This is a genomic window from Escherichia sp. Lx600-2, assembly GCF_036662595.1.
Lineage (GTDB): Bacteria > Pseudomonadota > Gammaproteobacteria > Enterobacterales > Enterobacteriaceae > Escherichia > Escherichia coli.
Genome location: NZ_JAYQWM010000042.1, coordinates 22,784 through 35,502 on the forward strand (window position 1 = coordinate 22,784; position 12,719 = coordinate 35,502).

At 50.1% G+C, this 12,719-nt stretch carries 8 protein-coding genes, 1 tRNA gene and 1 pseudogene; 6 read left to right on the plus strand and 4 right to left on the minus strand.

Going from position 1 to position 12,719, the window contains the following annotated elements:
• Nucleotides 1-62 precede the first annotated feature (62 nt).
• A complete protein-coding gene (gltS, locus tag OQV04_RS15460) occupies nucleotides 63-1,268 on the minus strand; it encodes a sodium/glutamate symporter (RefSeq protein WP_000468833.1) in 1,206 nt (401 codons plus the stop codon).
• A 279-nt stretch (nucleotides 1,269-1,547) separates the two neighbouring features.
• Between gltS and xanP the strand changes: the two genes are divergently transcribed.
• Together xanP and OQV04_RS15470 are read left to right on the plus strand one after the other, a co-directional pair.
• Nucleotides 1,548-2,939, plus strand: coding sequence for a xanthine/proton symporter XanP (gene xanP, locus OQV04_RS15465; RefSeq protein WP_001295238.1), 1,392 nt, complete (start codon nucleotides 1,548-1,550; stop codon nucleotides 2,937-2,939).
• A gap of 120 nt (nucleotides 2,940-3,059) precedes the next feature.
• Nucleotides 3,060-4,769: an AsmA family protein gene (locus tag OQV04_RS15470; protein WP_032281854.1), complete on the plus strand. Its 1,710-nt coding sequence runs from the start codon at nucleotides 3,060-3,062 to the stop codon at nucleotides 4,767-4,769.
• 52 nt (nucleotides 4,770-4,821) lie between these two features.
• Here the strand turns inward: OQV04_RS15470 and yicI are convergent, their stop codons facing one another.
• Entirely contained in the window at nucleotides 4,822-7,140 is a 2,319-nt protein-coding gene (gene yicI, locus OQV04_RS15475) for an alpha-xylosidase (RefSeq protein ID WP_032281855.1), read from the minus strand.
• 9 nt (nucleotides 7,141-7,149) lie between these two features.
• Nucleotides 7,150-8,532 carry a glycoside-pentoside-hexuronide family transporter gene (locus tag OQV04_RS15480; protein ID WP_032281856.1) on the minus strand — a complete coding sequence of 461 codons (1,383 nt, stop codon included), beginning with the start codon at nucleotides 8,530-8,532 and terminating at the stop codon, nucleotides 7,150-7,152.
• A gap of 292 nt (nucleotides 8,533-8,824) precedes the next feature.
• On the opposite strand from OQV04_RS15480, the gene OQV04_RS15485 reads away from it, so the two are divergent.
• The 4 genes and pseudogenes from OQV04_RS15485 to OQV04_RS15500 all read left to right on the plus strand — a co-directional run bounded on the left by OQV04_RS15485 (nucleotide 8,825) and on the right by OQV04_RS15500 (nucleotide 11,774).
• A tRNA-Sec gene (locus OQV04_RS15485) sits at nucleotides 8,825-8,919 on the plus strand.
• A gap of 78 nt (nucleotides 8,920-8,997) precedes the next feature.
• A pseudogene (gene rhuM / locus OQV04_RS15490) lies at nucleotides 8,998-9,159 on the plus strand (RhuM family protein); the annotation flags it as partial.
• A 396-nt stretch (nucleotides 9,160-9,555) separates the two neighbouring features.
• On the plus strand, nucleotides 9,556-10,740 hold the full coding sequence (locus OQV04_RS15495; protein ID WP_099145476.1) for a sugar efflux transporter: 1,185 nt from the start codon (nucleotides 9,556-9,558) through the stop codon (nucleotides 10,738-10,740).
• A gap of 110 nt (nucleotides 10,741-10,850) precedes the next feature.
• The gene (locus tag OQV04_RS15500; RefSeq protein WP_000535960.1) at nucleotides 10,851-11,774 is read left to right on the plus strand and encodes a carboxylate/amino acid/amine transporter; all 924 of its coding nucleotides are present in this window, start codon (nucleotides 10,851-10,853) and stop codon (nucleotides 11,772-11,774) included.
• Nucleotides 11,775-11,777: 3 nt separating this feature from the next.
• Here OQV04_RS15500 and nlpA read toward each other — a convergent pair whose 3' ends face one another.
• Complete coding sequence (gene nlpA, locus OQV04_RS15505; RefSeq protein WP_032281859.1) at nucleotides 11,778-12,596, minus strand: lipoprotein NlpA; 819 nt, start codon at nucleotides 12,594-12,596, stop codon at nucleotides 11,778-11,780.
• Nucleotides 12,597-12,719 lie beyond the last annotated feature (123 nt).

Sequence of the window (12,719 nt, forward strand, 5' to 3'; positions counted from 1 at the left end):
TAAGCGAAGCGTATCAGGCATTTGTCTTTGTTGCGGCGGCACTTCTACCGCCGCTTCATCGGTTAACCCGCAAAAATCGGCAACATCAAATACAGCTTAATTACCAGCGCGTTAACGATATCGATAAAGAACGCACCGACCATCGGCACCACCAAAAACGCCATGTGCGACGGGCCAAAGCGTTCAGTGATCGCCTGCATGTTGGCGATTGCTGTTGGCGTTGCACCGAGGCCAAAACCGCAGTGACCCGCAGCCAGCACTGCCGCATCGTAGTTTTTGCCCATCATGCGCCAGGTAACAAAGATGGCATACAACGCCATGAAGATGGTCTGTACCACCAGAATCGCCAACATCGGCAGCGCCAGCGAAGCCAGTTCCCACAGTTTCAGCCCCATCAGCGCCATCGCCAGGAACAACGACAGGCTTACGTTACCCAGCACGGATACCGCACGCTCAAAGACGCGGTAAAAGCCCATTATTGACAGACCGTTGCTCAGAATCACGCCAACAAACAGTACACAGACGAAGGTCGGCAGTTCAAAAGCTGTGCCAGCCAAAAGTTGCGCAACAATTTTCCCCACCGTCAGGCAGATAGCAATCAGCGCGATAGTTTCAATCAGCACCAGCGAGGTGATCATGCGGCCCACATCCGGCTTTTCGAACGCCGTCGGGACTTCCTGGTCATCCGGAATACCGTTCGGCGTGGTGGAGTGTTTCACCAGATAGCGCGCTACCGGACCGCCAATCAAGCCGCCCAGCACCAAACCGAACGTTGCACAGGCCATCGCCACTTCCGTCGCATTGGTGAAGCCATAACGTTCAATGAACAATTTACTCCATGCAGCTCCCGTACCGTGACCGCCGGAAAGCGTAATAGAACCGGCCAACAGCCCCATCAGCGGATCAAGCCCTAACAGGCTAGCCATACCAATGCCAATGGCATTTTGCATCACCAACAGACCAACAACCACAATCAAGAAGATGCCAACCACACGCCCACCGGCACGCAAACTGGCAATGTTGGCGTTCAGGCCAATGGTGGCGAAGAATGCCAGCATTAACGGATCGCGCAGGGACATATCAAAGTTGACTTCCCAGCCCATGCTTTTTTTCAGTACCAGTAGCGCCAGCGCCACCAACAAACCGCCCGCAACAGGTTCCGGTATGGTGTATTTCTTCAAAAAGGAGACGGAATGGACCAACTTACGCCCGAGCAGCAACGTCAGCGTTGCGGCAACAAGCGTTGCTAAAGTATCGAGATGAAACATAGTTACTCCTTTGTGTCCGCATCACTCTTTCATACTCGTCATACTTCATCGCGCAGTGGCAACTTCATGAACTATGACGGGTATCGAGTTATGCTTTCCTGGGTCAAATTCTCAGCTGTTAATGAACAAATGGCATGGATTTTAAGCAGAAAAATACCAAAAGTTATATAAAAAAGTTCATTTATCTCATTTAAATATTTAGAAGAGGACGTAGCAAACGTTTGCTTTTCTCTTTCGGTCAGCTAAAATGCCCGCTTTGCTACCACGGGATTGTTTTCGATGTCTGTTTCCACCCTCGAGTCAGAAAATGCGCAACCGGTTGCGCAGACTCAAAACAGCGAACTGATTTACCGTCTTGAAGATCGTCCGCCGCTTCCTCAAACCCTGTTTGCCGCCTGTCAGCATTTGCTGGCAATGTTCGTTGCGGTGATCACGCCAGCGCTATTAATCTGCCAGGCGCTGGGTTTACCGGCACAAGACACGCAACACATTATTAGTATGTCGCTGTTTGCCTCCGGTGTGGCATCGATTATTCAAATTAAGGCCTGGGGTCCGGTTGGCTCCGGGCTGTTGTCTATTCAGGGCACCAGCTTCAACTTTGTTGCCCCGCTGATTATGGGCGGTACCGCGCTGAAAACCGGTGGTGCTGATGTTCCTACCATGATGGCGGCTTTGTTCGGCACGTTGATGCTGGCAAGTTGCACCGAGATGGTGATCTCCCGTGTTCTGCATCTGGCGCGCCGCATTATTACGCCGCTGGTTTCTGGCGTTGTGGTGATGATTATCGGCCTGTCGCTAATTCAGGTGGGGCTGACCTCAATTGGCGGCGGTTACGCAGCCATGAGCGATAACACCTTCGGCGCACCGAAAAATCTGCTGCTGGCAGGCGTGGTCTTAGCCTTAATTATCCTGCTTAACCGTCAACGTAACCCTTACTTACGCGTGGCCTCACTGGTGATTGCGATGGCGGCCGGATATGCGCTGGCGTGGTTTATGGGCATGTTGCCAGAAAGCAACGAACCGATGACGCAAGAACTGATTATGGTGCCAACGCCGCTCTATTACGGTCTTGGCATTGAATGGAGTCTGCTGCTGCCGCTGATGCTAGTCTTTATGATCACTTCGCTGGAAACCATTGGCGATATCACGGCGACCTCTGACGTTTCCGAACAGCCAGTGTCCGGTCCGCTGTACATGAAACGCCTGAAAGGCGGCGTGCTGGCAAACGGCCTGAACTCGTTTGTTTCAGCGGTGTTTAACACCTTCCCGAACTCCTGCTTCGGGCAGAACAACGGAGTGATCCAGTTGACCGGTGTTGCCAGCCGCTATGTCGGTTTTGTCGTCGCGCTGATGTTGATCGTGCTGGGTCTGTTCCCGGCAGTGAGCGGTTTTGTACAACACATTCCAGAACCGGTTCTGGGCGGCGCAACGCTTGTAATGTTTGGCACCATCGCCGCCTCCGGTGTGCGTATCGTTTCTCGTGAGCCGCTGAACCGTCGGGCGATTCTGATTATCGCCCTGTCGCTGGCGGTTGGTCTGGGCGTGTCTCAGCAGCCGCTGATTTTGCAGTTTGCCCCTGAATGGCTGAAAAACCTGCTCTCCTCCGGGATCGCCGCGGGCGGTATTACTGCCATCGTGCTGAATCTGATTTTCCCACCAGAAAAACAGTAATTCACTGGCGGCGGTAAGATAATTACCGCCGCAGTCTCACCTCTTTCACCATTCCCGCCTTGAGGATTGCGCGTAAATCGTGCATAACTCCCTTATGTGCATTTCACGGGATGGAAGACCATGAAATTTATTGGGAAGCTGCTTCTCTACATTCTCATCGCTCTGTTAGTGGTGATCGCTGGCCTCTATTTTCTTCTGCAAACCCGCTGGGGAGCAGAACATATCAGCGCATGGGTTTCCGAGAATAGCGACTATCATCTGGCCTTCGGGGCGATGGATCACCGTTTTTCCGCGCCATCTCATATCGTGCTGGAGAACGTCACGTTTGGTCGTGATGGTCAGCCCGTGACCCTGGTGGCAAAAAGTGTCGACATTGCGCTAAGCAGTCGGCAACTGACCGAACCACGCCATGTCGATACCATCCTGCTGGAAAACGGGACGCTGAATCTCACCGGCCAGACCGCGCCGCTACCGTTCAAAGCCGATCGTCTGCAACTGCGTGATATGGCGTTTAATAGCCCGAATAGCGAATGGAAACTGAGCGCGCAGCGGGTAAATGGCGGCGTGGTTCCGTGGTCACCAGAAGCCGGTAAAGTGCTGGGTATGAAAGCGCAGATTCAGTTTAGTGCCGGATCGCTTTCGCTCAATGATGTTCCTGCCACCAATGTACTGATTGAAGGCAGTATTGATAACGATCGCGTTACGCTGACTAACCTGGGTGCCGACATCGCGCGCGGGACATTAACCGGAAACGCGCAGCGTAACGCCGACGGCAGCTGGCAAGTGGAAAATCTGCGCATGGCGGATATCCGTCTACAAAGCGAAAAATCGCTAACCGACTTCTTTGCGCCATTACGCTCTGTCCCGTCGTTGCAGATTGGTCGCCTGGAAGTGATCGATGCTCGTCTGCAAGGTCCGGACTGGGCGGTGACCGACCTCGATCTCAGCTTGCGCAACATGACCTTCAGTAAAGATGACTGGCAGACACAGGAAGGCAAACTGTCGATGAACGCTAGCGAGTTCATTTATGGTTCGCTGCATTTATTTGACCCGATTATAAACGCGGAATTTTCCCCGCAGGGCGTAGCGCTGCGCCAGTTCACCAGCCGCTGGGAAGGGGGTATGGTCAGAACGTCAGGGAACTGGCTGCGTGACGGGAAAACGTTGATCCTTGATGATGCGGCAATTGCCGGGCTGGAATATACCTTGCCGAAAAACTGGCAACAGTTGTGGATGGAAACGACACCCGGCTGGTTAAACAGCCTGCAACTGAGGAGATTTAGCGCCAGCCGCAATCTGATCATTGATATCGACCCTGACTTCCCGTGGCAGCTCACCGCGCTCGATGGTTACGGTGCCAACCTGACGCTGGTTACCGATCATAAATGGGGCGTCTGGAGTGGTTCGGCGAATCTGAATGCCGCCGCCGCGACGTTTAATCGTGTTGATGTCCGTCGTCCGTCTCTGGCGCTAACCGCCAACAGCAGCACGGTGAATATCAGCGAACTGAGTGCATTTACTGAAAAAGGCATTCTGGAAGCCACTGCCAGTGTTTCACAAACGCCACAACGTCAGACCCATATCAGCCTGAATGGACGCGGTGTGCCGGTGAATATTTTGCAACAGTGGGGATGGCCTGAATTACCGTTGACTGGCGACGGCAATATTCAGCTTACCGCCAGTGGCGATATTCAGGCCAATGTCCCGTTGAAACCTACGGTTAGCGGGCAATTGCATGCCATGAACGCCGCAAAGCAGCAAGTGACTCAAACCATGAATGCGGGCGTAGTTTCCAGTGGTGAAGTTACGTCGGCAGAGCTGGTGCAGTAAACATCAATCTCGCCGGGTACGACTCAGACGTACCCGGCATTCCATCAATAGATTACAACGTAATTGTCAGCGCATTCCCTTGAGGCGTCACCACCAGCCCCTGCTCACTTTCAGCCTGCGAACCGCCTTGCAGACCATTTACTTTCACAATATTGCGCAAGCACAGTGTCCAGTTCCTCGCCTCGCCCGCACCAGTCACAGTAATCGTGTTACCAGTACGTGTTGCTTTTAGAGTAAAGATCACCGAACCGTCAGCAGCGGGCACTTCACAGACAGCTTCATGCCCGTCTTGCAGATTAAAGAGCTGGAATGCCGTGCCTTCGTGCCACGCGTAATCGGGACGTTGATCGTTGTTGCCCAGCGCCAGTAGGGTGTTATCACGCACATAAACGGGCAGACTCAGGAAGCCGTGCTGCTGTTTATGCCAGCGACTACCGTCGAGCTCATCATTGTGCCACAGGTGTGTCCAGCGACCTTCCGGCAAGTAGAACTGCACCTCGCCCGCCTCAGTGAACACCGGAGCAACCATCACGTTGTCGCCTAGCATGTATTGACGGTCAAGGTAATCACAAGCCGGATCGTCCGGGAACTCCATCATCATGGCCCGCATCATCGGCGTACCCCGCGCGTTCGCACGCGCAGCTTCACGATACAGATACGGCATCATGCGGCATTTCAGTTGCGTGAAGAAGCGCACCACATCACAGGACTCATCATCGTAGGCCCACGGCACACGATAAGATTTGCTGCCATGTAAACGACTATGGCTGGAGAGCAAACCAAACGCGCACCAGCGTTTGTAAACGTGCGCCGGCGCGGTATTCTCAAAGCCGCCGATATCGTGGCTCCAGAAGCCAAAACCTGAAAGGCCAATAGACAAACCACCGCGCAGGCTTTCCGCCATTGATTCGTAGTTAGCGTAACAGTCGCCACCCCAGTGTACCGGGAATTTCTGCGCACCGACGGAGGCCGAGCGGGCAAACAAGACAGCTTCTTCCTCACCAACGGTGTCCTTGAGCACGTTCCACACCAGTTCGTTGTAGATGTACGCATAATGGTTATGCATTTTCTGCGGATCGGAACCGTCAAACCACTGAACATCGGTTGGGATACGTTCGCCAAAGTCGGTCTTAAAGCAATCAACGCCCATCGCGACCAGACCTTTCAGTTTGTCGGCGTACCATTTGCAGGCATCCGGATTGGTAAAGTCATAAATCGCCAGACCTGGCTGCCATTTATCCCACTGCCACAGCGAACCGTCCGGACGTTTGAGTAAATAACCTTTCTCTTGTAACTCTTTAAAGACGGGGGATTTTTGCCCGATATAGGGGTTAATCCAGACGCAGATTTTCAGCCCTTTCGCTTTCAGGCGGCGGATCATCCCTTCCGGGTCCGGGAAAGTCAGCGGGTCCCACTCAAAATCGCACCACTGGAAGGCTTTCATCCAGAAACAGTCAAAGTGGAAAACATGCAGCGGCAGATTGCGTTCAGCCATACCATCGATAAAGCTGTTTACCGTCGCTTCGTCGTAGTTGGTGGTAAATGATGTGGTTAGCCACAGGCCGAAGGACCATGCGGGCGGCAGCGCCGGACGACCAGTAAAACGGGTATAACGATCAAGTACCGCTTTCGGCGTCGGACCGTCGATAACAAAGTATTCGAGATATTCGCTCTCAACGCTGAACTGCACTTTGGAGACTTTCTCCGATCCCACTTCAAAAGAGACACACTGGGGGTGATTGACCAGCACCCCATAGCCACGGTTAGTCATATAGAACGGGATATTTTTATACGCCTGTTCAGTACTTGTGCCGCCGTCCCGGTTCCAGGTTTCTACCGTCTGACCATTGCGCACCAGGGCAGTAAAGCGCTCTCCCAGACCATAAACTGTTTCGCCAACGCCAAGATCAAGCCGCTCAAACATATAATTTCGTTGATTATTCGTGTCCTGCACGTAGCCATTATTTTTCACCTGACTACCGGTAATACGTTCACCGTTGCGCAGAAAATCGAGTGACCAGAACTCACCTTTGCTGACACGCGCGCTTAAGTTGCCACTTTTAAACTCAGCATAACGTTCTGTGTTTTCGATTGTGACCTTCACATCCTGCAAAATATTGAGCGGATAATGAGGACCGTTATTCAGCGCCCCCTGAAAATGCTCAATCCGCACCCCGACAATACCTTCCTGTGGGGAGAAAAAGCGCAGCGTAAATAAAGGCGTATCAAGCTGCCAGGTACGTTCACGCACATCACGGGGGGCAGCATAGACCACCATTTCATTACCCTGCTGTTCAACCTCGAACACCTGAAGCGGGTGAATCAAATTGAGGCCAGGTTGAATCAACCAGTTTCCATCGCTAATTTTCATTGCCGTTCCTTAGTTCTGCACTTCTTGAGAGGTGAATTGTTGCTGGCAACGGCGTTTACCCTGAGCCAGCTGTTCCATAACGGTTTTCAGATTGTGCGTCGTGAGTGAGTAGTAGCGTTTAGCGATAATCGCGCTCAGCAAATAACAGATCGCCGGAACAATCGTGAATAGCGCGATAATGATGCTAATCGTGGCGCTGTTCTGCGCTTTTTCTGCCGCATCATATCCGCCATAAGCCAGCATCCAGCCGATAAGAGCGCCGCCGAAGGCCAACCCCAGTTTGAGCACAAACAGCGTGCCAGCAAAACTGATCCCGGTCAGGCGTTTACCATTGCACCACTCGCCGTAGTCGACGGTATCGGACATCATTACCCACTGGATAGGTGTCACCAGTTGATGCAACACACCAATCACGAAGATGAAGACAAACATAGTGATGCTGGCCTGCATGGGAACAAAGAACATCGCGAGGCTAATCACTGCCAGCAGGGCGTTCGTCCACCAGAAAATAGTGACTTTACATTTCCAGTCGGTCAGCGGTTTTGCCAGTGCGGAACCAATCAGGTTACCCACGCAATAAGTGGTGAGAAAAGCGACAAACACTTCCGGCGTACCCAAAATCCATGTGACGTAATACATCATCGCCCCACCGCGTACGCACACCGCCAGGATATTGAAAATGGTTAGTAAACCGACAATCCGCCACTGGTCGTTTTGCCAGATATCACGTAAATCTTCCCGCATAGACGTCGTTGTAGGTGGTGCTTCAATGCGTTCTTTAGTAGTGAAGAAACAGAATGCCAGCATCATGAATGCCACCACGGAAAGGACCGCGATACCGCCCTGGAAACCGAGTGGTTTATTATCACCACCAATTAAATTAACCAGTGGCATCATCAGAACAGTAGAGAGCATGCCTCCCGCGGTCGCCAGCACAAAACGCCAGGATTGCAGCGAGATACGCTGAGTCGGGTCATTGGTGATTACACCACCCAATGCGCAGTAAGGGATATTGACGACGGTATAAAGTAAGGTAAGTAGGGTGTAAGTAATTGCTGCATAGATCATTTTACCGTTCATACTGAGATCTGGCGTGCTATAGGCCAGTACACAGACGATCCCGAATGGCAGTGCGCCAAACAGTACCCACGGACGAAATTTACCCCAGCGAGAGCGCGTTCGATCGGCCAACAACCCCATGCAAGGATCGGAAATCGCATCCAGTGCACGAGCGACCAAAAACATAGTTCCGACAAATCCGGCAGGAATGCCAAAAATATCGGTATAAAAGAACATCATATATAACATTACGTTATCGAAAATAATGTGGCTGGCGGCGTCTCCCATGCCATAACCAATTTTCTCTTTAACGGACAACACTTCACTCTTCATCTGCTTTTCCTTGATGCTATAGGGGTGCTGAGACCGATAACGCATTTTGTAAACCATCCCTGTGAGAGCGAATATTCCGATATCTGGTTATTAATTTATGATTCTTGTTTTATGTGATCGTGGTAGCGTTAATTCCGCTCATATATCATTGTAAAATATGGGTTTTATATGAACTATAATGCTTTCGTGATAATACTCTGCGTGTATTAGGCGGAAAAAACTGATCTGGGGGATGTAGAAACTCAAGGAAGTAGCTATAATGCGCCCCGCCTCCATGTAGCAATCGAGGCGCGGAAGATCGTCGTCTCCGGTGAGGCGGCTGGACTTCAAATCCAGTTGGGGCCGCCAGCGGTCCCGGGCAGGTTCGACTCCTGTGATCTTCCGCCAAAATGCCTCTTCTGACGTTCTCCAATCCCTTGTAATACTGTCAATCCAGAGATTTTCTACTGCTCAATATTCAATCGGCTTCAGGAATACCTGATCAAAGGTTTTGTGATGGACGATGAGCGACTGAAGAATCCGCCTGTCGGTTCTTCTGTCCTCGAACGCATCCGCGATATTCGCGCCAGCATGCGCCGTGTTTATTTGCAGGTGATTTGCCCCCCTGCTGACTCTCAGCCAACTGTATCGCCATTAAGGTGAAGATGTTGTTTTACACGCTTCTGCACACCCTTTTTTATACGACTGTTCTATTCCTTTAACAGCTGGCAAAAAAACTGACCTATAAACTTCACCAATAATCAGACTGCCATTAAGATTAATTTGTTCATTTAATATATCAAATCAACTTGTTTTATTTTTACTATCAAAAATAGCTCATTGCCTTACTATAATTAATATATAAATTCGGTGATTAATTCTTAACATGCTTTTGCTAATAATCTCAATTGCTGGCCCTATAATATTGCGCTAGCATTGTTTTCTGGTTGTATCAGCGATACTCAAAAATTCTTAATACAATACTCATTCGACTGGTACTTATTTGTAACTCAGTTATATTTTGTCGCCCGGTGATTCAGAAGAATGCAAAAAACGGCTACCACTCCATCAAAAATACTTGATCTCACTGCCGCGGCATTTTTACTTGTCGCCTTTCTGACGGGTATTGCGGGCGCTCTCCAGACTCCCACCCTAAGTATATTCCTCGCAGATGAACTGAAAGCCCGTCCTATAATGGTAGGTTTTTTCTTCACCGGTAGCGCTATTATGGGAATTCTGGTCAGTCAATTTCTGGCAAGGCACTCCGATAAACAAGGCGACCGTAAATTACTGATTCTGCTATGTTGCTTATTTGGAGTGCTGGCCTGCACGCTTTTTGCGTGGAATCGCAACTACTTCATTCTCCTCTCAACGGGCGTACTTCTGAGTAGTTTTGCTTCTACCGCAAACCCGCAAATGTTCGCCCTCGCCCGTGAACACGCCGACAGAACAGGCCGTGAGACGGTCATGTTCAGTACATTTTTACGTGCTCAGATCTCGCTTGCCTGGGTTATCGGGCCACCGCTCGCTTATGAACTGGCAATGGGATTTAGTTTTAAAGTGATGTATCTCACCGCTGCCATCGCATTTGTTGTTTGCGGGCTGATAGTCTGGTTGTTTTTGCCATCAATACAAAGACATGTTCCTGTCGTTACCCAACCCGTAGAAATTTTACCCTCCACCCATAGGAAGCGGGATACGCGGCTACTTTTTGTGGTCTGTTCAATGATGTGGGCGGCGAATAATCTCTACATGATAAATATGCCGCTATTTATTATTGATGAACTGCATCTAACCGATAAACTGGCTGGAGAAATGATTGGTATCGCTGCCGGTCTGGAAATTCCGATGATGTTAATCGCAGGCTATTACATGAAACGTATTGGCAAGCGACTATTAATGATCATTGCTATCGTGAGTGGAATGTGTTTTTACGCCAGCGTACTCATGGCGACGACTCCGGCAGTTGAGCTGGAATTGCAAATTCTTAACGCCATCTTCCTTGGTATTCTCTGTGGTATCGGCATGCTTTATTTTCAGGACCTGATGCCTGAAAAAATAGGCTCTGCGACAACGTTATATGCAAATACTTCACGCGTCGGCTGGATTATCGCCGGCTCTGTTGACGGAATTATGGTTGAAATCTGGAGCTACCACGCGTTGTTCTGGCTGGCGATAGGGATGTTGGGTATTGCGATGATTTGCTTGCTGTTTATTAAAGATATTTAGCTCACCAGTCTGGACTAAGAAAAATCGGCGTGGCGCAAACAGAGCCATCCTCGCCATTTTTGCTATCATGCCTGCATACATAAACGACAAAACAGTATGCAGAGGGAAAAATGGGTTCCACCAGAAAGGGGATGCTGAACGTTCTGATTGCCGCCGTGTTGTGGGGAAGTTCAGGGGTCTGCGCGCAATACATCATGGAGCAAAGCCAGATGTCGTCGCAGTTTTTGACTATGACGCGTTTGATATTCGCCGGTTTGATTCTGCTGACGCTGTCATTTGTTCATGGCGATAAAATTTTTTCTATTATTAACAATCACAAAGATGCCATTAGTCTGCTGATTTTTTCCGTGGTTGGCGCGCTAACCGTACAGCTCACCTTTTTACTGACCATCGAAAAATCGAATGCTGCCACGGCAACGGTGTTGCAATTCCTCTCACCGACGATTATCGTCGCCTGGTTCTCACTGGTACGTAAATCGCGTCCGGGCATTCTGGTTTTTTGCGCTATTTTGACATCGCTGGTCGGGACTTTTTTATTGGTGACACACGGTAATCCGACGTCATTATCGATCTCTCCTGCCGCGTTATTCTGGGGAATTGCCTCGGCATTTGCTGCGGCATTCTATACCACCTATCCCTCAACGCTGATTGCCCGCTATGGCACGTTACCAGTCGTCGGCTGGAGTATGCTGATTGGCGGTCTGATTCTGTTGCCTTTTTATGCCAGACAAGGAACAAACTTTGTCGTTAACGGCAGTTTGATTCTGGCGTTTTTTTATTTGGTGGTCATTGGTACATCTCTGACATTTAGCCTGTACCTGAAAGGAGCACAATTAATTGGCGGTCCAAAAGCCAGCATTTTAAGCTGTGCAGAACCATTAAGTAGCGCGCTGCTCTCTTTGCTGTTGCTGGGGATCACGTTCACATTGCCGGACTGGCTGGGAACGCTGCTGATTCTGTCATCGGTAATTTTGATTTCAATGGATTCCCGTCGCCGCGCCAGAAAAATAAATCGTCCAGCGCGGCATGAGTGAGAATTACCAGCCAGGCACCGCGCCACCGTTAAAGATGGTTTCTGCCGCTTTTGCGACTTCGGGTGATTGATAAGATTGCAGAAATTCCTTCACGTTTTCTGCATTCTTATTATCTTCCCGTGCCACCAAAATATTCACATACGGCGAATTTTTATCTTCAATAAATACGCTGTCGTGCACCGGAGAAAGCCCGGTCTGCTGAATGTAAGTGGTGCTGATAATCGCCACATCAACTTTGGGATCATCCAGTACGCGCGGGAGCTGCGCCCCCTCGAGTTCCATAATCTGCAAATGACGAGGATTCTCGGTTATATCCAGCGCGGTAGGTAGTAACCCTTTTCCCTCTTTCAGAGTAATTAGCTTCTCTTTTTGCAACAGTAAAAGCGCGCGACCAAGGTTGGTCGGATCGTTGGGGATCGCCACTGTCGCGCCTTCTTTTATTTGCGCCACGGTTTTTATTTTTTTGGAATAACCCGCCATGGGGAAGACAAACGTATTTCCCACCGCTACCAGTTTATAACCATGCGCCTGATTATCTTGTTCAAGAAAGGGTCGATGCTGGAAGACGTTCGCATCAAGCTCGCCATGATTTGTCGCATCGTTCGGTAGCAACGAACCGCTAAAACCTACCAGTTCAACATCGAGGCCATATTTCTCTTTTGCCACCTTTTTAGCGACTTCCGCGACATCTTGTTCTGCGCCATTTATAACGCCAACTTTAATGTGTTTTGCATCGCTGCTACTCTGGTCGCAACCTGCCAGCAGAATTCCGGCCAGCAATAATGCGGCCCCCGCCCGTAGATGATGTGTTGTCAGTTTCACTTTTTTATCCTTTTTTTAATCATTAACTGACTATAATGGCAAGATCGGTGATGCTGCCAACTTACTGATTTAGTGTATGATGGTGTTTTTGAGGTGCTCCAGTGGCTTCTGTTTCTATCAGCT

Excerpts from the sequence above, each read along its gene's own strand:
- OQV04_RS15495 (WP_099145476.1), top strand. The coding sequence starts at position 9,556 with ATGCAAAAAACGGCTACCACTCCATCAAAAATACTTGATCTCACTGCC.
- OQV04_RS15470 (WP_032281854.1), top strand. The coding sequence starts at position 3,060 with ATGAAATTTATTGGGAAGCTGCTTCTCTACATTCTCATCGCTCTGTTA.
- xanP (WP_001295238.1), top strand. The coding sequence starts at position 1,548 with ATGTCTGTTTCCACCCTCGAGTCAGAAAATGCGCAACCGGTTGCGCAG.
- OQV04_RS15480 (WP_032281856.1), bottom strand. The coding sequence starts at position 8,532 with ATGAAGAGTGAAGTGTTGTCCGTTAAAGAGAAAATTGGTTATGGCATG.
- yicI (WP_032281855.1), bottom strand. The coding sequence starts at position 7,140 with ATGAAAATTAGCGATGGAAACTGGTTGATTCAACCTGGCCTCAATTTG.
- gltS (WP_000468833.1), bottom strand. The coding sequence starts at position 1,268 with ATGTTTCATCTCGATACTTTAGCAACGCTTGTTGCCGCAACGCTGACG.
- OQV04_RS15500 (WP_000535960.1), top strand. The coding sequence starts at position 10,851 with ATGGGTTCCACCAGAAAGGGGATGCTGAACGTTCTGATTGCCGCCGTG.